25 protein-coding genes and 1 tRNA gene are annotated in these 25187 nt (G+C 73.3%); 12 read left to right on the top strand and 14 right to left on the bottom strand.

Going from position 1 to position 25187, the window contains the following annotated elements:
- Positions 1–36: 36 nt before the first annotated feature.
- Complete coding sequence (locus ES689_RS13300) at positions 37–231, top strand: hypothetical protein (RefSeq protein WP_146905573.1); 195 nt, start codon at positions 37–39, stop codon at positions 229–231.
- A 52-nt stretch (positions 232–283) separates the two neighbouring features.
- On the opposite strand, the gene ES689_RS13305 is transcribed toward ES689_RS13300, so the two are convergent.
- Both ES689_RS13305 and ES689_RS13310 read right to left on the bottom strand, forming a co-directional pair.
- Positions 284–826: a GNAT family N-acetyltransferase gene (locus tag ES689_RS13305; protein WP_146905576.1), complete on the bottom strand. Its 543-nt coding sequence runs from the start codon at positions 824–826 to the stop codon at positions 284–286.
- A gap of 39 nt (positions 827–865) precedes the next feature.
- Positions 866–1729, bottom strand: coding sequence for an alpha/beta fold hydrolase (locus tag ES689_RS13310; RefSeq protein ID WP_146905578.1), 864 nt, complete (start codon positions 1727–1729; stop codon positions 866–868).
- An 84-nt stretch (positions 1730–1813) separates the two neighbouring features.
- On the opposite strand from ES689_RS13310, the gene ES689_RS13315 reads away from it, so the two are divergent.
- Positions 1814–2311 (top strand): CGNR zinc finger domain-containing protein, encoded by a 498-nt coding sequence (locus tag ES689_RS13315; RefSeq protein ID WP_146905581.1) that lies wholly within the window; start codon positions 1814–1816, stop codon positions 2309–2311.
- A gap of 138 nt (positions 2312–2449) precedes the next feature.
- Positions 2450–3040, top strand: coding sequence for a sigma-70 family RNA polymerase sigma factor (locus ES689_RS13320; RefSeq protein ID WP_146905584.1), 591 nt, complete (start codon positions 2450–2452; stop codon positions 3038–3040).
- Between the two features lie 61 nt (positions 3041–3101).
- Here the strand turns inward: ES689_RS13320 and ES689_RS13325 are convergent, their stop codons facing one another.
- Together ES689_RS13325 and ES689_RS15685 are read right to left on the bottom strand one after the other, a co-directional pair.
- The gene (locus tag ES689_RS13325; protein WP_146905587.1) at positions 3102–3554 is read right to left on the bottom strand and encodes a VOC family protein; all 453 of its coding nucleotides are present in this window, start codon (positions 3552–3554) and stop codon (positions 3102–3104) included.
- A gap of 199 nt (positions 3555–3753) precedes the next feature.
- Entirely contained in the window at positions 3754–3906 is a 153-nt protein-coding gene (locus ES689_RS15685) for a hypothetical protein (RefSeq protein ID WP_191330464.1), read from the bottom strand.
- A 126-nt stretch (positions 3907–4032) separates the two neighbouring features.
- Here ES689_RS15685 and ES689_RS13330 point away from each other — a divergent pair, with 126 nt between their 5' ends.
- Together ES689_RS13330 and ES689_RS13335 are read left to right on the top strand one after the other, a co-directional pair.
- Positions 4033–4608 (top strand): hypothetical protein, encoded by a 576-nt coding sequence (locus tag ES689_RS13330; protein WP_146905590.1) that lies wholly within the window; start codon positions 4033–4035, stop codon positions 4606–4608.
- A 10-nt stretch (positions 4609–4618) separates the two neighbouring features.
- On the top strand, positions 4619–7174 hold the full coding sequence (locus ES689_RS13335; protein ID WP_146905593.1) for a hypothetical protein: 2556 nt from the start codon (positions 4619–4621) through the stop codon (positions 7172–7174).
- 192 nt (positions 7175–7366) lie between these two features.
- On the opposite strand, the gene ES689_RS13340 is transcribed toward ES689_RS13335, so the two are convergent.
- The gene (locus tag ES689_RS13340) at positions 7367–7849 is read right to left on the bottom strand and encodes a hypothetical protein (protein WP_146905595.1); all 483 of its coding nucleotides are present in this window, start codon (positions 7847–7849) and stop codon (positions 7367–7369) included.
- Positions 7850–8033: 184 nt separating this feature from the next.
- On the opposite strand from ES689_RS13340, the gene ES689_RS13345 reads away from it, so the two are divergent.
- Positions 8034–8104: transfer RNA gene (locus ES689_RS13345), tRNA-Gly, on the top strand.
- Positions 8105–8106: 2 nt separating this feature from the next.
- A complete protein-coding gene (locus tag ES689_RS13350) occupies positions 8107–9525 on the top strand; it encodes a sugar porter family MFS transporter (protein WP_146905598.1) in 1419 nt (472 codons plus the stop codon).
- Positions 9526–9782: 257 nt separating this feature from the next.
- Here ES689_RS13350 and ES689_RS13355 read toward each other — a convergent pair whose 3' ends face one another.
- Both ES689_RS13355 and ES689_RS13360 read right to left on the bottom strand, forming a co-directional pair.
- Positions 9783–11501: a HAMP domain-containing sensor histidine kinase gene (locus ES689_RS13355; RefSeq protein ID WP_223269606.1), complete on the bottom strand. Its 1719-nt coding sequence runs from the start codon at positions 11499–11501 to the stop codon at positions 9783–9785.
- A gap of 58 nt (positions 11502–11559) precedes the next feature.
- Complete coding sequence (locus tag ES689_RS13360; protein WP_146905601.1) at positions 11560–12228, bottom strand: response regulator transcription factor; 669 nt, start codon at positions 12226–12228, stop codon at positions 11560–11562.
- A 161-nt stretch (positions 12229–12389) separates the two neighbouring features.
- Between ES689_RS13360 and ES689_RS16065 the strand changes: the two genes are divergently transcribed.
- Complete coding sequence (locus ES689_RS16065; RefSeq protein ID WP_146905604.1) at positions 12390–13181, top strand: hypothetical protein; 792 nt, start codon at positions 12390–12392, stop codon at positions 13179–13181.
- Between the two features lie 316 nt (positions 13182–13497).
- A complete protein-coding gene (locus tag ES689_RS13370) occupies positions 13498–14349 on the top strand; it encodes a GDSL-type esterase/lipase family protein (RefSeq protein WP_191330466.1) in 852 nt (283 codons plus the stop codon).
- A gap of 164 nt (positions 14350–14513) precedes the next feature.
- Here the strand turns inward: ES689_RS13370 and ES689_RS13375 are convergent, their stop codons facing one another.
- Positions 14514–15326 (bottom strand): ZIP family metal transporter, encoded by an 813-nt coding sequence (locus ES689_RS13375; protein WP_146905610.1) that lies wholly within the window; start codon positions 15324–15326, stop codon positions 14514–14516.
- A gap of 240 nt (positions 15327–15566) precedes the next feature.
- Here ES689_RS13375 and ES689_RS15690 point away from each other — a divergent pair, with 240 nt between their 5' ends.
- Complete coding sequence (locus ES689_RS15690; protein WP_191330468.1) at positions 15567–15737, top strand: hypothetical protein; 171 nt, start codon at positions 15567–15569, stop codon at positions 15735–15737.
- A 21-nt stretch (positions 15738–15758) separates the two neighbouring features.
- Here the strand turns inward: ES689_RS15690 and ES689_RS13380 are convergent, their stop codons facing one another.
- The 6 genes from ES689_RS13380 to otnK all read right to left on the bottom strand — a co-directional run bounded on the left by ES689_RS13380 (position 15759) and on the right by otnK (position 21842).
- The gene (locus ES689_RS13380) at positions 15759–16964 is read right to left on the bottom strand and encodes a multidrug effflux MFS transporter (RefSeq protein WP_146905613.1); all 1206 of its coding nucleotides are present in this window, start codon (positions 16962–16964) and stop codon (positions 15759–15761) included.
- 166 nt (positions 16965–17130) lie between these two features.
- Positions 17131–18465 (bottom strand): Na+/H+ antiporter NhaA, encoded by a 1335-nt coding sequence (gene nhaA / locus ES689_RS13385; protein ID WP_146905616.1) that lies wholly within the window; start codon positions 18463–18465, stop codon positions 17131–17133.
- 72 nt (positions 18466–18537) lie between these two features.
- Positions 18538–18708 carry a hypothetical protein gene (locus tag ES689_RS15695; RefSeq protein WP_191330470.1) on the bottom strand — a complete coding sequence of 57 codons (171 nt, stop codon included), beginning with the start codon at positions 18706–18708 and terminating at the stop codon, positions 18538–18540.
- Positions 18709–18956: 248 nt separating this feature from the next.
- Positions 18957–19742, bottom strand: a complete 786-nt coding sequence (locus ES689_RS13390) for a DeoR/GlpR family DNA-binding transcription regulator (protein WP_223269607.1) — start codon at positions 19740–19742, stop codon at positions 18957–18959.
- 10 nt (positions 19743–19752) lie between these two features.
- Positions 19753–20571: a class II aldolase/adducin family protein gene (locus ES689_RS13395; protein ID WP_146905621.1), complete on the bottom strand. Its 819-nt coding sequence runs from the start codon at positions 20569–20571 to the stop codon at positions 19753–19755.
- Positions 20568–21842: a 3-oxo-tetronate kinase gene (gene otnK / locus ES689_RS13400; protein ID WP_223269608.1), complete on the bottom strand. Its 1275-nt coding sequence runs from the start codon at positions 21840–21842 to the stop codon at positions 20568–20570. The genes ES689_RS13395 and otnK overlap by 4 nt, the downstream gene beginning before the upstream one ends.
- A 177-nt stretch (positions 21843–22019) precedes the next feature.
- Here otnK and ES689_RS13405 point away from each other — a divergent pair, with 177 nt between their 5' ends.
- Both ES689_RS13405 and ES689_RS13410 read left to right on the top strand, forming a co-directional pair.
- Positions 22020–23396 carry a homoserine dehydrogenase gene (locus ES689_RS13405; RefSeq protein ID WP_223269609.1) on the top strand — a complete coding sequence of 459 codons (1377 nt, stop codon included), beginning with the start codon at positions 22020–22022 and terminating at the stop codon, positions 23394–23396.
- A 120-nt stretch (positions 23397–23516) separates the two neighbouring features.
- Positions 23517–25013, top strand: a complete 1497-nt coding sequence (locus ES689_RS13410; RefSeq protein WP_146905627.1) for an SLC13 family permease — start codon at positions 23517–23519, stop codon at positions 25011–25013.
- Positions 25014–25187: the final 174 nt, after the last annotated feature.

A 25187-nucleotide genomic window follows, 5' to 3' on the forward strand; every position in this document is an offset into this window, starting at 1 on the left:
CCCGGAACGTGCCCGTGCCGCTCCTACTGTCGGGGCATGACCTCCTTCCGCCTCGTCGCCCACGTCGTCGCCCCGGTCGGCGGCGCCGTCTTCGTCACCCTCTGGACCGTCGCCGAGGCCGGCCGGTCCGGGCTCGCGGGCGTCGTGACCGTGGCGACGACGCCGCGCTCTTCTCGTCGCCGAGGGCCGCCCGGGTCGAGCACGTCGCCGACGCCGTGCGCGGCCTGTTGATCGACGAGGATCGCTGACCGGCCCAGGTGGCCGCCGGGGCCGACCCGTGAGGTCAGGCGTCCCCGCGAGGCGACGCGTCGGGCAGCGCCACGGCGAACTTGAAGCCGACGTGGGAGTCGACGAAGCCGAGCCTGCGGTAGAACCGGTGGGCATCGGTGCGAGCGGCGTCCGAGGTGAGCTGCACGAGCGGTGCGCGGAGCTCGACCGCGGCCACGTCCACGACCCACCGCATCAGCGCGCCGCCGATGCCGGACGAGCGCTGCGTGCTCGCGACGCGGACCGCCTCGACGAGCAGTCGGGTGCTCCCGCGTCGCGCCATGCCGGGGATGACCGTCAGCTGCAGCGTGCCCACGATCGTCCCGTCCTGGTGCGTCGCGACGAGGATCTCGTTGCTCGGGTCGTCGATGATCCGTCGCAGCGCCGACGCGTACGCGTCTTCGTCCTCGTCGCTCGCGACGTCGCCCCGGCCCGCGCTGACCGGGTCGTCGGACAGCAGCCGCACGATGGCGCGCAGGTCGTCGGGCCCGGCTCGGCGAACGAGCACGACGACGCCGCGCGCCGACAGGAGGACGGGGAGGCTCAGATCGGTGACCATGCTCCATCATCCCTCCAGGATCATCCGACCGTGCGGGCCTCAGCGCTGATCTGCCAGCCAGCCCCTGATCGTGCCGGCGACCTCGTCCAGGTGCGACTCGAGCAGGAAGTGCCCGCCGTCGAGGAGCTCGACGCGAGCGTCGGGGCGGTCCTCGTGGAAGGCGCTCGCGCCGGCGGCGGCGAAGATCTCGTCGTGCCGCCCCCAGACGGCCAGCACGGGAACCCCGGAGGTGCGGAGCCAGTCGTGGACCGCCGGGTACAGGAGGCGGTTGGTCGCGTAGTCGCGGAAGAGCGCCAGCTGGACGTCGTCCTGGCCGGGACGGGCCAGGAGGGCGAGGTCGTGCTCCCAGGCGTCGGGGTCGACGGTCGTCGGGTCGGGCACCCCGTGGGTGTACTGCCACTCGACGGCCTCTCGTCCCAGCGCGGGACGGAGCGCGTCGCGGGTCTCCTCGGTCCGCTCGGCGCCGTCGGCCCAGATGCCGTCCCAGAAGCTCGGCACGAAGCCCTGCTCGTAGGCGTTCCCGTTCTGCGAGATGACCCCCGTGACGGCCGCGGGATCGGCGAGGGCGAGGCGCCAGCCGATCGGGGCGCCGTAGTCCTGGACGTAGACCGTGTAGCGCTCGATCCCGAGGACGGCGAGGAACCGCCCGGTCACGGCGGCCAGCCGCTCGAAGGTGTACTCGAACTCGGCGGTCGACGGCGCGGACGAGCGGCCGAAGCCGATGTGGTCGGGCGCCACGACGCGGTGCTCCCCGGCCAGCGCCGGGAGGAGGTGCCGGAACATGTGCGAGCTCGACGGGTACCCGTGCAGGAGGAGGAGCACGGGTGCGTCGGCGGGCCCGGCCTCCCGGTAGAACACGTCGAGCCCGTCGACGGAGACGGTGCGGTGGTGGACGGCGACCATGTCTAACCCCTTCGGTTTGTTTTACTGGTTAGGTGACGGTAGCATGAGTTCGTCGTGCCGACCGGTGCGGAGAGGACAGGACAGATGCTGACGGACGAAGAGCTGCTGCTGGCCGTGCTCAACAGCGCGCCGGTGGTCGACGGCCACGTGACGGACGCCCTCGAGGGCGACTCCGGACGAGAGCTGGCCCTGAGCTGGGGTGGCGTCGGCACGGTCGACGAGGTCGGCCGGCTCCGTCGGGCTCGCGCCGCGCTCCAGGCCGTGGTCCGCGGGACGGGGTCCGAGGCCCTCGACGAGCTCGCGAGCGTCGCCGACGGTGCGGTGCAGACGCCCCGTGTCACGCACGACGGCGTGGTGTGGGACCTCGTCACGGCAGGCGACGCCCGTCTCGCGACCGAGGTCGTCCTGGCGTGGTCGAGCGTCAGCGACCGGCTCCCGGGCCGGCTGCGGGCCTGCGCGAACCTCGAGTGCAACTTGTTCCTCGTCGACCACAGCCGCCCCGGCACCGCGAAGTGGTGCTCCATGGCCAGCTGCGGCAACAGGATGAAGGCGCGCGCTCACGCCGGTCGCGGCAAGATCTGATCGCGGGCGACGGGCCGTCGCGGGCCGTGGTGCCGTTCCCCGAACTGGGGGAACCGGTCCCCATGCGGGCGCATACAGTGGCACCAGCACGCGGGGGAGCGCCCCTCATCCCCGTGGCTCCTCTGATCGGATCTGTCCATGTCGCTCGCGTCCGCGTCGCCCTCCGGTGCCGAGCTGACGAGCGAGCACCTCCTCGCCCTCGCTGCCGAGGGAGACGATCGTGCCTTCGCGGCGTTCTACGACCGGACGGCGTCTCGCGTGCTCGGGCTGGTCCGACGCATCCTCGTCGATCCGGCGCAGTCCGAGGAAGTCGCCCAGGAGGTGTTCCTCGCCACGTGGCAGGAGGCCACGACCTTCGACCCGACCAGGGGCACGGCCCTGGCGTGGCTCCTCGTCCGGGCCCGACGGCGGGCGATCGACCGTGTCCGGTCCTCGCAGGCGTCCCGCGACCGCGACGTCGGCGTCGGGCTGCGCGACCTCGAGGTCAGCAGGGACGACGTCGCCGAGAAGGCGGAGATCCTGATCGAGCACCATCGCGTCGCCACCAGCATGAGAGCGCTGACCGCTGCCCAGCGGGAAGCTCTCGAGCTGACGTACTTCGGCGGGTGCACCCAGTCGGAGGCGGCGATCAGGGCGGGGGTCCCGCTCGGCACCATGAAGACCCGGATCCGGGACGCCCTGACGGCGCTGCGCGCCCTCGTCTCCGAGCCTCGCCCCGCGGGGGCCTGAGGCAGCGGCGCCGCGGCGTCGCAGCTGCGCGCCGCTGCGACGGCCGGCGATCGAGCCCGGCTCAGCTGTGCGTCGTGCCCGCCCGCATCTCGTCGACGGTCATCTCCGGGGCGCCGCCGGCCGCCGCCTCCGGGTCCATCCAGACGTGGTCCCAGTGGTGGCCGTCGAGGTCGTCGAAGCTCTTCGAGTACATGAAGCCGTGGTCCTGCTCGCCGGCGGGCGTGGCGCCGGCCGCGAGTGCCTTCGCGTGGATCGCGTCGACCGCCTCCTTGCTCTCGGCGCTGAGGGCGAGCTGCACCTCGGTCGAGGTGGTGGCGTCGATGATCGACTTGCTCGTGAACTCGGCGAAGAACTCGCGCGTGAGCAACATCGCCGTGATCGTGTCGCTGATGACGACGCTGACGGCGTTCTCGTCGCTGAATCCCTCGTTGATCGAGTAGCCGAGCGACTGGAAGAACGCTCGTGAGCGCGACGGGTCGCTGACGGCCAGGTTGACGAAGATCATGGTGGACATCGGCGTCTCGTCTCTCTCCGGGAGACCGGCGGGCGTTCGCCTCCGGTCGTCCCTGCATGATGGCGAGGTGCCGGCGACCGCGTCAAGGCCCGGTCGTCGGCCCGGGTGACGAGAGGCCCCGGTCCGGCTCCCGCGTGGGCGGGGAGATCGGATCGGGGCCTCTCGTGGAGCTCGTGGAGAGCCGGCGGCGCGAGCGGACTCAGGCCTCGTCGGCGTCCGAGTCCTTGTCGTCGTCGACGAGACCGTCCTTCGAGCCGTCGGCGAGCTGCTCGGTGTGCTCGGCCTGCTCGTCGGTGACGTTCGTCGAGCCGTCGGGGGCGGTGTCCGGGGTGGTGTCGTCGTGATCGATCATGCGGGCGACGATACGCCGCCGTGCGGCCCGCAGTCCGGTCCGGCCGAGCCCCGAGCATGCCAATATGCTGGATGTGTGATTCCTATGAGAAGTACCTCACGCCGAAGAGGATGGGCGAAGGCAGCGATGCTGTGCCTGCCCCTGACACTCGGCCTCCTCGTCGCACCGTCCACAGCTGCAGGGTCGAGCACCACGGCCGGGCAGCATCAGACCCATCCCGGAGGCTGGTCCTCCTTCGTCTCGGACAAGAAGGCCACGTCGTCGTGCCTGCCGTCGGACTTCATGGTGGGCTTCAAGATCCGCGGATCCTCGATCGGCGGTGACACGGACTCCGCGACGCGGTGCGCCTGGGTCGGTCACCGTTCCAACGGGACGCGCGTCTTCAGGGGCGCCCTGCACAAGTCTCCGGTCATCTCGGACAAGACGAAGGTCTGGGAGTGCCCGGCGGACACGGCGATGTACCAGCGCCTGCACTTCAACAAGTGGCCGGGTCAGGCGCAGTTCCGGTGCGCCGAGCTGATCGCGTTCGACGACTCGATGCCCGGCGGCGACGGGACGGCGAAGCTGACCTTCGCGCGCTCGTGGTGGTCGGACTGGACCTACCCGCAGGGCGAGTTCAGCTGCCCCGACGGCTCACTCCTCGGCGGCGTCGAGTCCAGCATGAACGTCACGCACCGGTTCCAGTGCCGTGTCCTGGCCTAGGGGGACGACCGTGCACACCACCTCCTGCACCACTTCTCGATCCGCCACGCGTGCCAGGCGATCCGTCCGTTCGGTCCTCTCCGCCGTGGCGATGGTCACGGCCGCAGTCCTGCTCGCCACCGTCGTGCCGCCGCTGGCGCCATCGGCGTCCGCGGCGTCACCGGTCGCATCGGACGTCGGCACGCTCGCGCCCGGTCGGTTCCCCGCGCCCTCCCAGGTCCCCGACTTCGTCTACCGTTTCGACACACGATCACCTGCGGAGATCGTGGCCGCGGAGGGGTTCAACCCGAAGGGCGAGAACTGGAACCTCGCCGACCACGTGATCGGTGGGCGAGGTCGTGAAGCGACGTCGAAGTTCGTCTCGACGGCGGGCAGCGAAGAGTCCGCGGTCGAGTTCATGCGACGCACCGGCAAGCTCGAGGGCTACATCTACAAGATCCAGCCCGACCTGTTCTTCACGAACGTCCCGATCAGCATCAACGCAGCCCTGCTCGAGAACCCGTCGTGGTACGCGAAGTGGCAGAGCCGTTCGGGCGGGAAGTTCGCCCGCTTCGTCCGCAGCCAGAACGAGTGGGCCTCAGGCGGTCCGATCGACATCGGGCAGATCCACAGCGCTGACTACTGGGTGCACGCGAAGGTGGACGATCGTCCCCCGGGGTTCGTCAAGGCGAGGCCGGGCGATCCGCACCACTGGCGCAACCCGAGCCCCGAGCCGGTCGCGCCGGGGTGGGAGGCGACCCTGGACCCGTACGAGATCAAGAGCGACACGGGCTGCGTCGTGCAGTCCCTGTGCGACCTCACGCCGCCCTCGGAGGAGGAGCTCTCCGACCTGCACGGCGACCGCTTCGACGGCGAGGTCGACGACCTCGACCTCACGTTGCGTCCCGAGGACCTCGAGATGGCAGACGGATCCCTCCTCGCCCCTCTGCCAGAGTCGATCGCCACGGTCGACGCCTTCGCGGAGTCCTCGATGGACGCCGCGGAGCTCGGACGCTTCGGCGACGAGCTGACCGGCTCCTTCAGGGCCGACCAGGCCGCGCTGAAGACGCTCACGGCTGACGCCGACCTCCTCCGAGCGGTCGGTGCGAAGCTCGGCCGCGCCGTCGACCTCGGCAGCGAGCTCGTCCCCTACGTCGGCATCGCCGCGACGGGCTACGCGCTGGCCGAGGACGTCGAGGCAGGCAGGTGGGGCGACGCGTCGGCCGACGCGATCATGGAGGGGCTCCAGGTGACCGAGGCCGAGTTCCCCGAGTTCACGCCGTTCCTCGAGCCTCTCATCATGGCGACAGCCGTCGTCCAGATGATCGGCGACTTCCTCTGGTCGTGGACGCATCCGAAGCCGGCAGTCTCCGCGGAGCAGGAGGGCGAGATCCTCGGGGCCGCCGACGCCGCCGACTCCGTGCTGGGCAACAGCACGGAGGTCTGGAACAAGGAGAAGACGACCCTCGCCCAGTCCTACCTGGAGCAGCACGTGACGGCGGGCATGGCGGACGCCCTCGCGGCGCGGATCTCGGCGGACCTCGCGATCATCGTCGCGGGGCGTGACGCCGCCTACGACGAGCTCTGCGGAGCGCGTCACGCGGCCGAGCTCCAGGCCGGCGGGCCGACCGCGGAGATCCAGCGGCACTTCGACGAGTCCGTGCAGTCGCTCCTCCTGGCGGCCCATGACGCGCAGATCGACCGGCTCGAGCAGTACCGGGAGCGGATGGGCCCGATGATCGACGCCACCGCGGCGGAGATCTGGGCTCACGACGACCTCGGCGTGGTCCGCCAGAAGTTCATCGACGAGACGCTCCAGCCCTATGTCAGGGACTCGACGCGTGTCGTCTGGGAGGCCTTCACGGGCAAGAAGGAGTCGCACTGGTACAGCGAGCTCGGTGGCGACTGGGTGCACGACACGCAGGTGGAGCGGGCCGCGTGGGAGGCCAACACGGCTTGGGCGTTCGTCCAGATGGACGAGAACCGCCGGGCACCCTCGTCGGGCTACCTGCCCGACGAAGGGCACATCGGTCGCCTCCTGAGCGACGCGGTCGACGATCGCATCCAGGCGGCGCTCCTCGACCCGCTGCCCGGCCGAGCGCGCCTCGAGCGGGCCGAGTGGTGGGACGACTCCGTGCGTATCAAGGGGGCCGGCGTCCCGCAGACCGCCGTGGAGACCCAGCAGGAGAGCGGGGAGTGGCTCCCGAACAGGCCCGTCCTGTTCGAGACGGGTCCGGACGGCCGATTCGCCGACATCACCTGGGTGGAACGGATCGTGGACGGGAAGGCGGCCGTCCGGATCGGGGGGACGGTGTCGAACGCCGTCGCCCCGCGCCCGTCGATCACACGGGTGTCCTGGGACGGGAACTCGATCACGATCGAGGGCTACGGCGAACCGGGTGCCGTGGTCAAGACCACCAACGACCCGACGGCGGGGTGGTACGACATCGAGACCGGACGTGTGCGCACCGACTCGAGGGGGCACTTCACGGTGACCACGGAGCGCTCCGTCGGAGGCGCGGCGCAGGTGGCGTTGTTCGGCAGGACTCCGGGGCCCAGCCTCTCGGACATGAGGCGGCCCGGCTGACGATCGCGCCCTGATCGAGAACGCCGGCGGCGGGTCGCCGCCGGCGTTCCCCTCAGCCGGCTTTCGGCAGCGAACCTCGACCGCGCCTCCTGCGTTCGCCCCTTGCGCACCACACCCTTTACGGCGCAGTGCACCCCTGAATTCGGGGGTGCAGTGCACGGTAGGGGGTGCGGCAGCTCGAGTGGCCGCTCGCTAGCGCGCGGTCTCGCCCGCGTCCGCGATGCAGCTGAGCGCCTGCTGGCCCGCGTCCGACTGCTCGGCGGTGGCAGCCTCGGACGCGACGGGCCAGGTCGACGACGACTGCGCGTCGTCGTTGACCGACTCGAAGGTGCCGTCGAACTCGTCGGACTCGACGTCCCCCGTCGTGGTCCAGAGGCCGACGGTCTCGCTGAGCACGTTGTTCTCGCCGACGGGGGCGGCGACGTACCAGGTGCCGTAGTCCTCACGGGCGTAGGCGAGCAGCACGTCGTCGTCGACCTCGTCGCCGAGCGCGTTCAGCGCGCTGTCGAGCACGCGGGTGCAGTCGACCTGGTTCGACTGGGCGGGGCTGGTCGCCGTCTTCTCGCTGCCGGGCGCGTCGCCGGCCGGGTCGGTGACCTGCGCGCCCCCGGTGCAGCCCGTCAGCGGCAGCAGCAGGAGGGCGGCGAGGGGGAACAGCGTCTTCTTCGTGATCATGGGGCGACCGTACGGCGGTGGGCGGCGCGGCGTCCGCATTCACAGGAGGTCGTGCCCTGCGCGAGCACGGGGCCTGCCGCCACGTCGTCGTCAGGCCGCGCGACGTGCTGCACGAGACGAGGAGGCGCGGATCGGTATAGTGGACTCGCCCGCTCCTGAGCGGGACGGCCGCCCGAGCGGCTGCGCGAGTGTAGTTCAATGGTAGAACTCCAGCTTCCCAAGCTGGTAGCGCGGGTTCGATTCCCGTCACTCGCTCCGTGTCCACCACCCCCGCGCCGTCGAGCGCCTCTCCTGCTCCGCTGCCTGCCCTCACTCTCGGCCCGCACAGCAGGCGACTCGGTCGCATCGCCGTCGTCGCCACGTTCGGCGGGCTGCTCTTCGGCTACGACACCGGCGTGGTCAACGGCGCGCTCGACTCACTCGGGCGCAGCTTCGGCCTGACCCCCGTCACCGAGGGCGCGGTGGTCTCGGCCATCCTGGTCGGCGCGGCCGTCGGCGCCTTCTTCGTGGGACGCGTCTCGGACGCGATCGGCCGCAGGCCCACGATCCGGGCGCTCGCCGTCCTCTTCTTCGTGGCGGCGCTGGTCTGCGTCGTCTCGGCGACGTGGGAGGTCCTCGCGGCTGCCCGCTGCCTCCTCGGAGTCGCCGTCGGCGGCGCCTCGGTGACGGTGCCGGTGTTCCTCGCCGAGCTCGCGCCGACCGAGCAGCGTGGCGGACTCGTCAGCCGGAACGAGCTGGCGATCGTCTCGGGGCAGCTCGCGGCCTTCACGATCAACGCCGTGATCGGCAGCGTCTGGGGGCAGCACGACGAGGTCTGGCGCGTGATGCTGTCCGTGGCCGCGCTGCCCGCCGTCGCGCTGTTCGTCGGGATGCTCCGCGTGCCCGAGAGCCCGCGCTGGCTGACCGCGCAGGGCCGCGACGACGAGGCGCTGGCCGTGCTGCGGCAGGTGCGCTCGCACGGCCGGGCCGAGGCCGAGCTGGCCGAGGCGCGCCTCCTCGCGGCCCAGGGCGGGGAGGCGGCACGGGCTCGCTTCCGCGACCTCGTGTCCGCGTCGTGGCTGCGACGGGTGCTCGTGGTCGGGGTCGGCCTGGCCGTCGCGCAGCAGCTCACCGGCATCAACTCGATCATGTACTACGGCACGCAGGTGCTGCAGCAGTCCGGATTCTCGCAGTCGGGCGCGCTCATCGCCAACGTGGGGGCCGGGGTCGTCGCGGTCGTCGCGATGGTCGTCGCCCTGCGCGTCGTCGACCGGGTGGGCCGACGGACGATGCTGATCGTCGGCTTCGCGGGCATCGCCGTGTTCCACCTCCTGATCGGGCTGTCGTCCGTGCTCGTGCCCGAGGGGACGACCAGGGCGGTCGTCGTGCTCGTGTTCGTCATCTGCTTCGTCGGCACGATGCAGGGCACCATCGGCCCGCTCGTGTGGCTGATGCTCTCCGAGATCTTCCCGCTGCGGCTCCGCGGCGTCGGCACGGGCGTCACGGTGCTGGTGCTCTGGACGACGAACTTCACGGTCAGCCTGTCGTTCCCGGTGCTGGTCGCCTCCGTCGGCATCTCGACGACGTTCTTCGTGTTCGCGCTGCTCAACGTCGGGTCGCTGGTCTTCGCGGTGACGCGCGTCCCCGAGACGAGCGGCCGCTCGCTCGAGCAGCTCGAGGGCGACCTGCGCGGCTGAGGGCCGTGCGGCGGCCTCCGACGTGGCGGTGCGCGGCAGCTCCTGGTGACGTGCGGGCCGCTACTGTGCGGGGAGCACGAGAGGAGCCGCCCGTGACCTGGCAGATCGAGGTCGTGGTCGCGCCCACCGCCGCCGGCGCCCCGCCAGGCCGCTAGGCGGCGCGAAAGCGACAAGACGACGCGATGTTCCGCGTCGCCTTGTCGCGTTCGGGTCGTCGAGCGGCGCGCGCGTCAGGCGAGGCGAGGCGAGGCGAGGCGTCAGCGCGGGAGCGTCAGCCGGAAGACGGCGCCGCCTGCCGCGGCGGCGGTAACGGCTCCGGGCTCACAGACGAGGTCGCCGCCGTGCGCCCGTGCGATGCCGCGGGCGATGGGGAGGCCGAGGCCGGCGCCTCCGTCGCCCGTCCGCCGGGCCTCGTCGAGCCGGACCAGCCGGTCGAAGACACGCTCGCGATCGGCCTCCGGCACCCCGGGGCCGTCGTCGCCGACCTGCACGGCGACCCCCTCCGGGGCGGAGCCGTCGACCGTCAGCACGACCGTGCCCGTCCCGTGGGTGGCCCGGGCCGCGTTGTCGACGAGGTTGCCGAGCACCTGTGCCAGGCGGCCGGCGTCGCCCAGGACGACGAGAGGACCAGCGCCCCCGCCCGTGCGGCTCACCTCGACCCGCAGGTCGAGTCCCGGCCGCCGCAGCCGCTGTCCCTCCACGACCGAGGCGACCAGCTCCTCCAGGTCCACCGGGGCGACGTCGAGCTCGAGTCCGCGGTCGACGCGAGCCATCAGCAGCATGTCGTCGATCAGCCGTGACGCCCGGGCCGCCTCGCGCACGACGTGGACGGCCAGCCGTTCGCGCTCGTCGGGCCCGACGTCGCCGCCCGAGCGGACGAGGGTGTCCGCGGCCGCTCGCATGCCGGCGACGGGCGTCCGCAGCTCGTGGGCGGCGTCCGAGACGAACGCGCGCACTCGTTCCTCGGCGTCGAGGGCCGTGCGCTCTGCCGTGAGCGCCGTCTGCTCGGCGTGCAGCGCCGCGCGCTCGGCCTCGAGCGCAGCCCGTTCCGCGCCCTCGACGCCGTCGAGCATCTCGTCGAAGGCGGTGGCGACCCGGCCGATCTCGGTGGACTCGTTCGCCGGTCGCAGCCGCCGCCCACGGTCGCCGCGGGCGATCGAGCGTGCCACGGACGTCATCCGGTCCAGCGGCAGGAGGGTCGCCCGCACGACGAGCACGAGTCCCGCCGCCGCCACGACGAGGAACACGCCCGACGCGCCGAGCATCACCCAGCGCAGCTGCCCGAGCGTCTGCCCGACCGAGCTCGAGTCGGTCGTCAGGGTGATCGTCGACCCGTCGCTCAGCTCGCTGACCAGCGTCGTCACGTCGTCGTCGGCCGTGACGCTCGACGCGGTGACCGTGACGGCCGCGGCGTCGTCGGCGGCCGCGGCCGCGTCGGCGGGGTCGGAGGAGGTGCCCGTCGCCTCCTGCCCCGGAGCCGCAGGGTCTGCGGTCGTGCCGCCGGAGGGCGTGTCGGTGCCCGCGCCTCCTGCGCCCCTGCCCGGTCCGGCCGGAAGGCCGTCGCCGAGCGCGGGCGGGCCCTCGCGCAGCTCGTCGGGGGAGGGGCCGGCGACGATCGCGCCGCCGTCGGCGTCGCGGATCACGACCGAGAGTCCCTGCGCCGAGAGCCGGTCGGCGAGGTCGTCGCCGTCGACGGTGCCGACGAGTGCGGCGGCGGCGGAGGCGCGATCGCGGAGGCGGTCCTCGACCTGGGCGCGGAGCCGCTGGCCCAGGGTCGCCTCGACCGCGATCGACAGCCCCGCGAGCAGCAGCGCGAGCAGCACGAGCGCGGCGACGACGGTGCGGGCGCGGAGCGAGCCGGTGCGGAGCCGCGCCGAGTCGTGTCGCGCGGCGTCGCTCTGCGCCGCGTCCTGTCGCGCTGTGTCGTGTCGCGCTGCGTCCTGTCGCATCGTGTTCCGCGCGTCACGTCCCGTCACGACGTGACGCGATGCTCGGAACACGATGCGACCGCAGCCGCGGCGGCGGCGCGGCCCGTCACGCGCTCATCCGGTAGCCGAGCCCGCGCACGGTGTGGACGAGGCGCGGCCCCTCCCGCTCCATCTTCTTGCGGAGCGAGCTGAGGTGCACCTCCACGAGGTTCGGGTCGTAGTCGTCGTAGCCCCACACCTGGGTGAGGATCTGGGTCTTCGAGACGGTGCGGCCCCGGCTCTCGGCCAGGAACGTCAGCAGGCGCTGCTCGGTCGCGGTCAGGTCGAGCGCGACCCCGGAGCGGGTGGTGACCGCCGCCTCCGGGTCGACGACCAGGTCGGCCACCTCGATGACCGAGGGGATCCGCCCCCGGCGGCGCAGCACCGCGCTGATCCTGGCCAGCAGCTCGGCCACCGAGAACGGCTTGACGACGTAGTCGTCGACGCCCTCGGCGAAGCCACGGAGGCGGTCGTCCAGTTCGTCACGTGCGGTCAGCATGACCACGGCCGCGTCGCTGCTCGTGCGAACGGTCGCCGCGAGGCGGATGCCGCTCGCGCCCGGCAGCATCCAGTCGAGGACGACGAGGTCGGGGACGAACGCGCGCAGCGCCTCCGGCAGCTCGGAGCCGTCGGGCAGGCCCTTCACGGCGAAGCCCTCGGCGCCGAGCGCGGCGACGACGGACGAGAGGAGGGCAGGGTCGTCGTCGATCACGAGGACGCGGGCAGGGGAGATCACCGGGCCGACGGTACGAGGCCGAGATGCGTCGTCGCCGCCGACCGCCTATGGAAAAGCTGGGTGCCGAGGCGACTTAAGCGCGGCTTCAGGTGCGCTCCCGAGGTTGGTCACAGCGGCGGACGACCCGTCCGCGACAGCATCGGCACTCGTCAGGAGACGACATGAACGACCAGCAGAACCCCTTCGACCACGACCACGACCGCGACCGTGACGGCAACGGCAACGGCACCGGAGCCGGCGACGGCGACCGTCACCGCGACCAGCGCGACGCGTTCGGCGCCCCCCGCCAGGACTCGACGGCGCACGACTCGACCGCCCACGACGCGACTCGCGAGCTGCCCGTCTCCCCGCAGGCCGCGGCGGAGCAGGGCGTGCCCGCCGCTCCCCGTCGGCGCGTCTCGCGGCGCCTCGGGATCGGCCTCGGCGTGGCCGCGGTCGGGCTCGCGCTCGTCGGCGGATCGGCGGCGGTGGCGTCGTCGGGCGGCGGCGCGAGCACGGTGACGGCGGCGACGTCGAGCGCGTCTCCGACCCCCAGCGCGAGCTCGGACGCAGGAGGCGGCACGGACTCGACCGACGGGTCCCGTCCCGCAGCCCCCGGCTCGGACTCCACGGGGTCGCCGACGCCCGCCGCCCCGGGCGCAGTCGGCGACGCGCCGGGCGGTGACGCAGTGGACGGCGAGGCACCGGCCGGTCCCCGCGCCGGCAGCCCCGGCTGCGCGCCCGCCGCGCCCGCACCCGGTGACGCGCCTGCGCCCGGCGACGCCCCCGCCCCGGGCACGAAGAGCTCCGACGGAGCCGCGCCCGCGACGCCGCCCGCCCCGCCGACGGACGCTCCCGCCCCCGGCGAGGAGGGCGCTGGCAGCGGCGACCGCCCCACGCCGCCGACCGGCGCCCCCACGCCGCCGACCGACGCCCCGTCGGCCCCCGCCGACGAGTCCGCCACCGGCAGCTGACCTGCCCGCCCGGCCCGTGCCTCCTCGTGCACCCTGGAGTGGACGAAGCACCCCGTCGTTCCGGGGTGTCTCGTCCACTCCGGGGTGCGAGGCGGCCAGGCGGCCGCGTCGGTCGTCCGCTGCCGCCGGGGAAGCCGGAGAAGCCCGAGGCGCCCGATGAGCCCGAGACCCCTAGGGCAGACCGCTCTGTCTGTCCGCAGGACGTACGCGCCGCGACGACCGCTGGCGCCGTCGATCCGTGCGCATGTACCGTCATCGAGCGCCACCGCGCCACCCGACCGGGACGGAACCCGGCACCGCACCGCCAGGACGGCCCATGAACACCTTCCGAGCTCGCGCCGCAGAGACCCTGCTCGCGCTCGCGCGCCCCTACCTCGCCCTCCACCTGGGTGTGCTCGGCGTCGAGATCCGCCGGGCGCCGTTCCCTCGGGACTCGTCGTCGGCGACCCTGCCCGGACCGCGTGCCGCCCGCCTCCTCGTCGTCGGGGACCTCGCCGCCTCGGGGTACGGAGTTCTGCTGCACGGCATGGCGTTCCCGGCGCAGCTCGCGGGCGCGTGGTCGGTCCGCACCGGCCGGGGCTGCTCGTGGACGACGATCGCCGACCCGCTCATGACGGTCCGCCGGGCTGCTCACCACCCGCGCCTGGGCACCGCCGCGGCCGCCGCGGACGCCGTGGTCGTCGCCCTCGGCGTGCCGGACGTGCTCCAGCTCACCGCCTCTGCGGACGTCGTCGCGTCCGTCGGGCGTCTCGTCGTGCGCGTCCGTTCCGCAGCCGGCCGGGACGTGCCCGTGCTGCTCGCGGGGCTTCCCCCGATGACGCAGTTCCAGGGGCTCCCGCCTGCTGCCGCGCGCCTGATCGGCTCGCAGCTGCAGCGCCTGGACGACGCCCTGCGCCAGGTCGCCGCGCAGCACGTCGGCGTCGGGTTCGTCGCGTTCCCCTCGTGGGACCTCGGCGGCTCGACGCTCCGTCGGGCCTTCTCGTTCGGCGCGATGCACCGGGGCTGGGCGGTCGCCGTCGCGGCGCGGCTCGAGCTGCCCGACCTCGGCTCGGCACCCGATCCCGATCGCGATCCCGAGTCCGCGGTCGTCGTGCAGGCCGAGCAGGTCGCCGAGGAGGCGGCGGTCGCGCCCGACGCGACCGGCGGCCCCCTGACGCTGGCCGCGTAGCGACACGACCCGGCTGCGCGGAGACGCCGCGGTCGCGGTGACGAGCGGTCGCGCGACGAGCGCGCGCACGACGAGCGAGCGTGCGACGGAGATCAGCGAGCAGTCGACGGCGACCGTGACGGCCACCCTCAGCGGGGTCGTCTCCCGCGCCGCGCCTCCTCGGCTCAGCCGACCTGGTGCACCGCGTAGCTGGCGACGAAGCCGAGCACGGTCACGAGCCCGGTCAGCGTCTGCGCCTTGCGGAACGCCTCCGGGATCATCGTGTCGCAGATCATCGCCAGGATCGCCCCGGCCGCGAACGCCATGACGAACGACTGCGCGCCCTCCGGCACACCGCCGAGCAGCACGTAGCCGCCGATCGCCGACAGGGCGCAGATGACGGCGATCCCCGACCAGAGCCCGAACACGTACCGGGCGCCGCGCCCCGACTCCTTGAGGTCGGCCGTGCTCGACATGCCCTCGGGGAAGTTCGAGATGACGACCGCGACGAGGATCGCCACGCTCAGCGTGCCGCCGCCCGTCAGGCTGACGCCCTGCACCGCCGTCTCGGGCACGCCGTCGAGCAGGGCGCCGAGGGCGATGCCGAGGCCGGTGCCGCCGCTCGCCGCCGCGGCCTTCCCGCCGCGGCCGCCGCCTCCGTGGCTGTCGCTCGTGCTGTCGCCCTGGCTGCCCTCGCCGTGGTGCCGGCGGTGCCTCTTCCGCCGGAACCCGCCGTGCTCGAGCAGCTGGTCGAGCACGACGTAGACGACTGCGCCGACGACGAAGCCCGAGACCGTCGGCACGAAGCCGCCGCTGCTGGTCGCCTCGTCGACGAGGTCGAACGCGAGCGCAGAGATGAGCACGCCGGCGCCGAAGGCCATCACGAGGGCCACGAGCTCGCGCGGCACCCGCACGAACCAGGCGACCAGCGAGCCGACGACCAGCGACAGACCGGAGAGCAGACCGGCGAGGCCGGCGAGGAGGAGCGGTGAGGTCACGCGATCCGGTGTACTCCGCCTCGGGTGCGGTCGACCGTCGCCTGCCTGTACCCCGTTCGCCTGTGGTCGTGAGCTATAGCGCACCCCTCGTTCGGGGCGCAACCCCCTGCCGGACATCCGTCGCCGTCCCTAGATTCAGGAGACCAGACAGGGCGGTCACCGTGGTCGACACGGCCCTCGCCGCCCGCCTGATCTCTGCCTGCTTCCGCCTCACCTCCGCCTCACGGGAAGGACCACACGATGAGCCTGTACGTCTCGGATCCCCGCGTGCACCCTGCCTCGGTCGCCGCGTACCGCAAGCGCCGTCGACCGGTCACGGTGCTGCCGCCCATGCGGTCGGCTCGGCCGCCGGAGCCCGCCTACGCGGACTTCTTCGAGGTCGGACGAGCCGCGACGATCGCCGCCGGCTGACGGATCGCCCCCGGCTGCTGGTCAGGCCCGGCGCGTCCGCACGACGAGCTGCACGGCCGCCCCGGCCCCGACGAACGCCGTCATCAGCCCGCCCATCACGAGCGCCTTGCCGCCGAGAGCGCCCGCCAGCGGCGTCGCCAGGCCGCCGAGGCCGAACTGCAGCCCGCCCTGCAGCGCGGCCGCCGAGCCGGGCCAGCGATGTCCGAGCGCCTGGGTCAGCGTGATCGACCCGGGGATCACGAAGCCCCAGCCCGCCGTGACGAGCGCGAGCGCGGGCCAGATCAGCACGGGGCCGACGCCGGTCGCCGCGCCGACCAGCACGAGCGCCGACCCGGCCGTGCAGGTGACGAGTCCGGCCGTGTAGAGGGAGTCCTCGGCGAAGCGCCCCACCAGCCGGCGGAACAGCAGGGTCGACAGGATCATGCACGACGCGTTCGACGCGAAGACGAGGGTGTAGCCGAGCTCGCTGAAGCCGTACTGCTCCTGGAACACGAACGACGACGTCGAGATGTACGAGAAGAAGCCGATCGTCGCGGCGCAGCCCGTGATGAGGTACCAGCGGAAGCGCGGGATCCGCAGCAGCTCGGCCATCCGGCTGCCGGCTGCGCCGAGCGAGGCGCCCGACCGGGAGGCGGCGGGCAGCGTCTCGGGGAACCTGACGGCCGACAGCAGCGTGAGCGCCAGGCCGAACACGGCGAGCACCACGAAGAGCGACCGCCAGGCGGCGAACGTCAGCACGACGCCGCCGACCAGGGGCGCGACGACCGGGTCGAGCGAGTTCACGACCGCCAGGGAGGCGAAGAGCCGGCTGCGGCGCGTGCCCGTCGTGGAGTCGCCGACCATCGCCCGCCCCGCGATGCTGCCCGCCGCCCCGCCGAGGCCCTGCAGCACCCGCGCGACGATCAGCGTCGTCGCGTCGGGCGCCAGGGCACAGCCGAGGGAGGCGACGGTGAAGATCGCGGTGCCGATCAGCAGCACCCGGCGCCGGCCGATCCCGTCGCTGAGCGGGCCGATCACGAACTGGCCCAGCGCGAAGCTGACCAGGAAGGCCGTCAGGCTGAGCTGCGCGACGGCCGTCGTGGTGCCGAGGTCGCGGGCGATGGCGGGCAGGGCCGGGACGTACATGTCGGTCGCGAACGGCGAGATGCCGACGACGAGGGCGAGCAGGGTGACGGACGACCGCCGGCGGGTCCACGAGGAGGCGGGGTTCGTGTCGTCGTCGTCCACCTGACCGACGGTAGTCGTCCTGCGTCCTGGGCCGCGCCTCCTGCGGGGTGCCGGTCGTCTCGCTCTTCTCAGGAACTCGGCCGAGGCAGATCCTGGATCGTGCACGAATCAGGACTCGCGCTCACCCCGCCTCGGGACTCAGGACGGAACTTCCTGAATGAGGAGGTCAGGAGGCGCGTGAGCGCTGGCGGACCCGGATCGTGAGCACGGCCGCGCCGATCAGGGCCGAGACGAGCGAGCCGACGAGCACGCCGACCTTGACGACGTCGTCGCGCTCGCTGCCGGCGCCGAACGCCAGCTCGCCGACGAGCAGCGACACGGTGAAGCCGATGCCCGCGACGAACGAGAGGCCGACGACGTCGGGCCAGCGCAGGCTCGGGTCGAGCCGGATGCCGGGGAGGCGCGTCACGAGCAGCGACGACACGGTGATGCCGATCGACTTGCCGAACACGAGGGCCAGGATGATCCCCAGCGCGACGCTGTCGGTCAGGGCCTCGCGCAGGCCGGCCAGGCCGCCGACCGTGACCCCGGCGGAGAAGAAGGCGAAGATCGGCACGGCGACGCCCGATGAGAACGGGCTCCAGCGCTCGGCGAAGTGGTGCGTCAGCGGGTGCCGCTCGACGTGGCCGTCCGGGCCGGTGTGGTCGACGCCGGCGCGGCGCGTGGCGATCGCGGGGACGAGCAGGCCGAGGACGACCCCGGCGATGGTCGCGTGGATGCCCGACGCGTGCACGAGCGCCCACGCGACGACGCCGAGCGGGATCAGCAGCCACCACGACCGGACGCCGCGACGGACGAGCAGCGCGAACGCCGCGAGCGGGAGGACCGCGGCGAGCAGCGGCAGGAACAGGATGCCGGAGGTGTAGAACACGGCGATGATCGTGATGGCGAGCAGGTCGTCGACCACGGCCAGGGTCAGCAGGAACGTGCGGAGCGCCGGCGGCAGCCGCTTGCCGACGACCGCGATGACCGCGACGGCGAACGCGATGTCCGTCGCGGCGGGGACGGCCCAGCCCTGCAGGGCGTCGCCGCCTGCGTCGAGGTTCACGAGCGTGTAGATGACGGCGGGCAGGGCGACGCCGCCGAACGCGGCGGCGATCGGCAGGGCCGCCGCGCGCGGGTCGCGGAGCGAGCCCGCCACGAACTCCTGCTTCAGCTCGAGGCCGACGACGAAGAAGAAGATCGCCAGCAGGCCGTCGGCCGCCCAGGTCCCGATGCTGAGGTCGAGGTGCAGCGCCGCCGGGCCGATCGTCGTGTCGCGGACGGCGCCGTACCAGTCGGCGGCGGGGGTGTTCGCGAGCACGAGCGCGAGCACGGTCGCGCCGAGCAGCAGGAGCCCGCCCGTCGTGTCGCGGCTGACGAAGCGGGCGAGACGGGCGCCGCGGCCGAGCGGGCCGGGGGCGTGGGCGGGCGGCGCGGGTGCGCTGGGCGCAGCGGCAGCGGCGGGCGCACTGCGCTCGGGGGAGGGGGACGAGGAGGCGTCGGGGACGTCAGGGGACACGGTGGCTCTCAGAGGGGGTCGCGGGACGGCGGGCACGGGACTGCGCCCGGGTCGTCGACGACCCGGACGTGGTCACGCCGTGGGCGGAGGGCATCCCGCGATCTCGCCGTGGGCGTTGCTGCCCCAGAGGCTCATCCAGCCGTTGGTGCCGCACGTGCGCTTGGTCAGCACGAGCCGCTTCGGGAACGCCTGCCGGGCCGCGCGCTGGCGGCGCGTGCTGCGGGCGATCGGGTGGCTGGTCACCCTCCGAGACTACCCGCGCCTCCTGCCTGAGCACGCGGCGTCTGCCCTCGACGGGAGATCGTGCGCGCGGGCCGTCAGCCGAAGGAGGTGCGGCGGGAGTCCGCTGAAGGAGGCGCGGTCGCGTGAAACTCCGCGAAAGCGACGAAGCGACGCGATGTTCCGCGTTGTCTTGTCGCTTTCGCGGAGGGATGCGGGCGGCGCGGCGCGCGGCGCGGCGGGCAGCGGGCGGCGGGCAGGCGGCTGCCGCGTCAGCGGGCGCGGGCGGCGAGCCGCAGGTCGACTCCGGCGTCGCGCAGCGCGGCGGCGGCCTCGTCGCCGAGCGCGTCGTCCGTGATGACGCCGTCCAGCTCGTCGAGCCGCAGCGCGCGGTAGCGCCCGAAGCGCCCGTACTTCGAGCTGGCGGCGACGAGCACGGTCCGCTCCGCGACCGCGAGGGCCGCGCGCTTCGCCTCGATCTTCGCCTCCACCGGGGTCGTGACGCCGTGGGCGAGGTCCCACGAGCTGGACGAGACGAAGGCGAGGTCGAGCGAGAGCTCGGCGAGGGCGACGCCGGTCAGGCGTCCCATCGTCGACTGGTTCGCCCGGTCGACGCGCCCGCCGATGCAGATCAGGTCGACAGTGGGGTGGTCGACGAACGCCTGCACCGTCGCGAGGTCGTTCGTCACGACGGTCAGGTCGGAGACGTCGTCGAGGTGCCGGCGCATCGCCTGCACCGTGGTGCCCGCGTCGAGGTAGACGGTCATGTGGTCGTGCACGAGGGCGGCCGCCTCGCGGGCGATGGCCTCCTTCTCGGCGACGTCCGCCTCCTGCTTGACGGCTCGGCTCGGCTCCTCGACCAGGCGAGAGGCGAGCTTGGCGCCTCCGGCGGTGGCGCTGACGCGACCGGCGTCCTCGAGGGCGGCGACGTCGCGGCGGACCGTCATCTGGCTCACGCCGAGCAGCTCGGTCAGCTGCCGGTAGCTCAGCACCCGCTCGCGCTGCAGGTGCTCGACGATCGACTCGCGGCGCTGCTCGGGGATGAGGGGGGTCGACACGCGCGCCAGCCTAGTTGCCGGTGTCCGCGCCTGCGGCGGGCGAGACCCCTGCCGAGACCGCCGCCGAGGAGGCGCCCGCCTCGTCCGCGGGACCGGTCCAGGGCATCCCCCACGCGGCCGTGATCGCCCGGACCTGGTCCGCGGCGATCAGCCGGCGGGCGGCCCCCTGGGTGAGCAGGGCGATGCGGCACGCCTCCTCGAGCTCGATCGTGCTCTGCACGGCCCGGTCGAGGTCCTCGCCGCTGACGACGGCGCCGTGGTTGGACAGCAGGGCGGCCCGGAACGGCAGCGGGCTGTCGCCGACGAGCGCGCCCATGGCGGGGTCGCCCGGGGCGACGAACGGCAGCAGTGGCACCTGGCCGACCCGCATCAGCGAGTAGGGCGTCAGGGGAGGGACGGCGCTGTGGGCCGACCACGGCTCGAGGCACGACAGCGCGACGGCCGACGGCGAGTGCACGTGGACGACGGCGGTGTGGGCAGGGTCCTTGGCGTACATCGCGAGGTGCAGCGCCACCTCCTTCGAGGGGGCAGGACCGCCCAGGTGCGTGCCTGCCAGGTCGAGCACCGACAGATCGGCGAGGGCGAGGTCGCCGAGCTGCGTGCCGGTGCCGGTCATCAGCAGGCGGTCGCCGTCGCGGACGCTGACGTTGCCCGAGCTGCCGGGGCTCAGCCCGGCCGCGACGAGGGCGCGACCGGCGGACACGAGGAGGCGGCCTGCCGTCGCGTGCTCCGCCGCGGTCTCGCTGCTGCTCGCGTTCGTGCTGCTCGCGTTCGTGCTGCTCACGCCGGAGCTGCTCACGCCGGAGCTGCTCGTGCCGGTGCCGCTCATGCCAGCGCCTCCCAGGCGGTCGAGAAGAGGTCGACCGCGCCGAAGTTGCCGCTCTTGAGGACGAGCGCGACCTCGCGGCCGTCGTCGGTCCTGGCTGCGCTCCAGCAGACGCCGGGCGCGAGCAGGGGGCCGATCGTGAGCAGGCCGATGCCGAGGCAGCCGACCACGGCGCCGCTCGTCTCGCCGCCCGCGACCACCACCTGGTCGACCGTGCCGTCGGCGACGAGGTCGAGCACGACGCCCGACAGCACCGCCTCGACGGCGTCCGCGGCGCTGACGACCGCGCCCACGCCTCCTGCGGGCAGTGCCCCCGCGGGGACGACGTCCGACGGCTGGCCGACCGAGTAGACGACCGGCACGGAGCCGGCGTCGAGTCCGCGCACCCACTCGGCCACCGAGGCGGTCTCGGCCTCAGGGTCGGCCAGGGCCTGTGCGATGTCGACCTTGCGGGTCGGGTGCCCGGCGGCGACCGCCGCGGCGACCTGAGCCTGCGTCGTGGTCGAGGCCGAGCCGCACACGACGAGGCGACGACGCGAGAAGGAGGGGAACGGGGCGACCTCGCGCGCTGCCGACGCCGGCTCGACCGGCTCGAGCCCCAGTGCGAGCCCGGCCCCGCCGCTCACGAGCCGGTGCCCGGCCGTCGCCCGCGAGATCGTGCGCAGGTCGTCGTCCTCGACCGCGTCGACCACCAAGTACCCCGCGGGGGCGTCGTCGAGCGCCGCGCGCAGTGCCTCGGACCCTCGGCGCACCACGTCGAGCCCGATCTCCGTGACGGTCGCCGTCGTCTGGGGCGCGAGCAGGTCGCGCAGCCGCGACCGCGTCATGGGCGTGAGGGGGTGGTGCCGCATCGGCGAGTCCTCGAGCAGGTCGTCGCCGACCCAGAGCGAGCCGTCGCGCACGGTGCGGCCGTTCGCGGGGAACGCGGGCACGACGACGCTGCGGTCGGCGCCGAGGCGCTCGCGGAGCGCGTCGAGCACCGGCCCGATGTTGCCCTCGTCGGTCGAGTCGAAGGTCGAGCAGTACTTCGCGTAGAACCGGTCGGCACCCCAGCCGAGGAGGCGGTCGGCGGCCCCCAGGGACGCGGCCACCGCCTCCTCGACCGGCGCCGTGCGCGACTTCAGGGCGACGACGACGGCGTCGAGGCCGTCGACCTGCTCGTCGGCGACGGGGCGGTCGCCGATCACGACGGCGGTGCGCAGCCCGCGCGAGTGCAGGGCGGCGGCGAGATCGGTGGCTCCTGTGAAGTCGTCGGCGACGGCACCTGTGAGCATGGGGACCTTCCGGTGGAGACGTTCGTCCGTCGTCGGACGCGACGGAGCCATCTCAGCATATGTGATTATTTGGTGCGATCTTTGACAATCTGTGAAGTCAGGCTACGGTTGCCCACGAAGCTCAGGCCGACCGACCCCTCTCGGACGACAGGCCACCTCGAACGAACGGGAACAACGGTGATCCTCCACTCGACGTCGCGCCGCGCGACCCAGGCCCGCGAGACCCCGGTCCGCGTCCTCCTCACCGGAGCGAACGGCGGGTACGGCCGCACCCTGCTCGACCAGCTGCGCCGGCTCGACGACATGGTCGCGACCCAGCTCGTCGACCCCGACGTCAGCGGCACGATCCGGATGCTCGACGAGCTCGGCGTCCCCGCCGACCGCGTCGCGACCCCCTCCACCGTCGCCGAGACCGCCGCCGCGCTCGCCGCCGGCCGGGTCGCCGTCGTCGCCGACGGCGCCGCCGTCGACTGGAGCGCCGCCGACGTGCTCGTCGAGGCCACCGGGCGCATCGAGGCCGGCCACGGCTACGCCGACACGGCCCTCGACCACGGCGTGCACGTCGTCATGGTGAGCAAGGAGATCGAGTCCGTCGCCGGCGTCGCCCTCAGCGCCAAGGCCCGCGCCGCCGGCCTCCGCTACCTGCCCGGCGACGGCGACCAGCCCGCGAACCTGCTGCGCCTCGTCGCCTGGGTGCTCGACTGCGGCTTCGACATCGTCGCCCTCGGCAAGTCGAGCGAGTACGACCTCGCCTTCGACCCGGCCACCGGCGTCGTCGACCAGGCCGGCACGACCGTCGACGCCCCCGGGCTCGCCGACCTGCTCGAGCTCGGCGACCGCCCCCTCGAGACGGTGGAGGCGCGGGCCGCCCAGGTCGCCTCGCTCAAGCGCAGCGCCGCGGCCGACCACTGCGAGATGACCGTGGTGTCGCTCTACACCGGCGCCCGTGCCGACGTCGAGGGCATGCACTATCCCGTGGCCCGGCCGCACGAGCTCGCCGACCTCTACGCCACCCGTGAGGACGGCGGCCTGATCGGCCGCACCGGCAGCGTCGACGTCTTCTCGATGCTCCGCCTGCCGGGCGAGGCCAGCTTCGCCGGCGGCGTCTTCGTCGTCGTCCGCACGGGCGACCCCGTCACCTGGGAGACCCTGCGCGGCAAGGGCCACGTGGTCAGCCGCGACGGCCGGTACGCCTGCATCTACTGGCCGTACCACTTCATGGGCGTCGAGACCCCGTTGACCATCGCGGCGGCCGTCGACGGCACCTCGTCCGTCGCCGAGCCGCGGCAGCACACCGTGCTGGCCGCACGCTCCGCCTCGGCGCTCGCCGCGGGCACGACGTTCCGCGTCGAGGGGCACCACCACGAGATCGCCGGCGTCGCGCCCGTGATCGTCGATCCCGACGACCACGGCGTCGCGCCGTACTACCTGCTCAGCGGCGCGCGGCTCGTGGCCGACGTCGCCCCGGGCGAGCTCGTGCGCCTCGACGACCTCGCCGACGTGCCCGCCGCCGCGCTGGCCGCGTACCGGACGGGCCTGGCCCTCGGGGTCTGACCCGCGCCTCCTTCCTCTCTTCCCGCCCCCGCAGCACCCACCGCCCCCACCGCACAGGAGATCGACGACGATGCCCCTCAGCCCGACACCGCCCGCCCCCGCCCCGACCGAGGTGACCTCGTGAGCGTCGAGATCATCGCGCTGATCGTGCTGGTCGCCGTCTTCACGATCTCGGCCGTGCGCAACGTCCACATGGGCGCGCTCGCGCTCGTCGCCGCCCTCGTGGTCGGCGTGCTCGTCGTCGGCGAGAGCCTCGACGACGTGCTCGGCGGGTTCCCCGTCGACGCCCTGCTGATCCTGCTCGGCATCACGTACCTGTTCGGCATCGCTCGGGTCACCGGCACCATCGACTGGCTGGTCGACCGCTCGGTGCGCCTGATCGGCGACCGCGTCGCGCTCATCCCGTGGGCGATGTTCGTCATCGGCACGCTCGTGGCCTGCCTCGGCACCTCGCACGCCGCGTTCACGATCGTCCCGATCGCGATGAGCCTCGCGCACAAGCACAAGATCCACTCGACGATGATGGGCATCGTCATGAGCTCGGCGATCGTCGGCGGCGCGCTCGCCCCGACGAGCATCAACGGCATCACCGTGATGACCGTGGCCCGCACCGCGGGGATCCCCTACAACCCCGCGCTGATGTTCGGGCTGTCGATCGGCATCAACACGCTCGTCGTGCTGGTCGCGTTCTTCCTGTTCGGCGGGCGCGAGCTGATCGCTCGGACGCGCGCAGCAGGTGCCGCCGCCGCCGCGGGCGGCTCCGGTTCCGGTTCCGGCTCGGGTCGTCGCCGTGCCGGCGGCCCCGGGATCGGCGGCTCCGGCCTCGCGACGACCGTCGCCACGAGCGAGGGTGCCGTCGGAACCGCGGCCACCGGTGCGGACCGCGCCCAGGCGGGCGCCGCCTCCTCGGACACGACCGCCTCCGTGACCTCGACGGCCACCGCGACCGCCGCCTCCTCGACGAGTTCGACCTCGGTCGACGCCGCGCCGTCGGAGAAGCTGAGCGGCTACCAGCTGCTCGTGCTCGTCTCGATCCCGGTGCTGATCGTCGGCTTCTTCACGATCACGCTGCTCGACGTCGACCTGAACCTCGGCGCCGTGGCCCTGACGATCGCCGTGCTGCTCGCCTTCGTGAACCCCGACGTGGGTCGCCAGGCGCTCGGCCGCATCGACTGGGGCACGATCCTGCTGCTCGGCGGGATCATCACCTACGTCGGCGTCCTGACCCGCCTCGGGGCGATCGACCAGCTCGGCGAGGCTGCTCGCTCGGTCGACTCGCCGCTGCTGGCCGCCCTCGTGATCTGCGTGATCGCGGGGCTCGTGTCGGCCTTCGCGTCGACGATCGGCATCCTCGGTGCGCTCATCCCGCTCGCCGTCCCCCTGCTGATCCCCGGCGGCGGACTCGAGATGACCGGCTTCATCTACGCGCTGGCCATCTCCGCGTCGCTGGTCGACTGTGCCCCGTTCGGCACGACGGGAGCGACGATCGTCGCCTCGGGAGTCGAGGAGGAGCGACCGCGCCTCTACCGCCACCTCATGCTCTGGGGCCTGTCGATGGTGGTCATCGGGCCGGTCGTGACGTTGGCGCTGTTCGTGGTGCCCTTCCTCTGGGCGTAGCCCTGCGCCCCGTCGGGCACGACCCGACGCAGAAGCGACGAACCTCCGTGATCTCTCACGGAGGTTCGTCGCTTCTGCGTCGGCATCCGCGCCTCCGCGCCGCGCCCGCACCTCCTGCGGTCGGCAGTTCTTCTCGAGGGCGGGTCATCGGGGTCGAGGGCGGGTCGCCGCTGA

Origin of the sequence: Frigoribacterium sp. ACAM 257 (assembly GCF_007954365.1) — a bacterium.
Lineage (GTDB): Bacteria > Actinomycetota > Actinomycetes > Actinomycetales > Microbacteriaceae > Frigoribacterium.

Coding starts and splice junctions, on each gene's coding strand:
- ES689_RS15685 (WP_191330464.1), bottom strand. CDS start 3,906: ATGATCGATCACGACGACACCACCCCGGACACCGCCCCCGACGGCTCG.
- ES689_RS13310 (WP_146905578.1), bottom strand. CDS start 1,729: ATGGTCGCCGTCCACCACCGCACCGTCTCCGTCGACGGGCTCGACGTG.
- ES689_RS16065 (WP_146905604.1), top strand. CDS start 12,390: ATGAACGACCAGCAGAACCCCTTCGACCACGACCACGACCGCGACCGT.
- ES689_RS13395 (WP_146905621.1), bottom strand. CDS start 20,571: ATGAGCGGCACCGGCACGAGCAGCTCCGGCGTGAGCAGCTCCGGCGTG.
- ES689_RS13330 (WP_146905590.1), top strand. CDS start 4,033: ATGCTGTGCCTGCCCCTGACACTCGGCCTCCTCGTCGCACCGTCCACA.
- ES689_RS13315 (WP_146905581.1), top strand. CDS start 1,814: ATGCTGACGGACGAAGAGCTGCTGCTGGCCGTGCTCAACAGCGCGCCG.
- ES689_RS13305 (WP_146905576.1), bottom strand. CDS start 826: ATGGTCACCGATCTGAGCCTCCCCGTCCTCCTGTCGGCGCGCGGCGTC.
- otnK (WP_223269608.1), bottom strand. CDS start 21,842: ATGCTCACAGGTGCCGTCGCCGACGACTTCACAGGAGCCACCGATCTC.
- ES689_RS13370 (WP_191330466.1), top strand. CDS start 13,498: ATGAACACCTTCCGAGCTCGCGCCGCAGAGACCCTGCTCGCGCTCGCG.
- ES689_RS13340 (WP_146905595.1), bottom strand. CDS start 7,849: ATGATCACGAAGAAGACGCTGTTCCCCCTCGCCGCCCTCCTGCTGCTG.
- ES689_RS13320 (WP_146905584.1), top strand. CDS start 2,450: ATGTCGCTCGCGTCCGCGTCGCCCTCCGGTGCCGAGCTGACGAGCGAG.
- ES689_RS15690 (WP_191330468.1), top strand. CDS start 15,567: ATGAGCCTGTACGTCTCGGATCCCCGCGTGCACCCTGCCTCGGTCGCC.
- ES689_RS13300 (WP_146905573.1), top strand. CDS start 37: ATGACCTCCTTCCGCCTCGTCGCCCACGTCGTCGCCCCGGTCGGCGGC.
- ES689_RS13325 (WP_146905587.1), bottom strand. CDS start 3,554: ATGTCCACCATGATCTTCGTCAACCTGGCCGTCAGCGACCCGTCGCGC.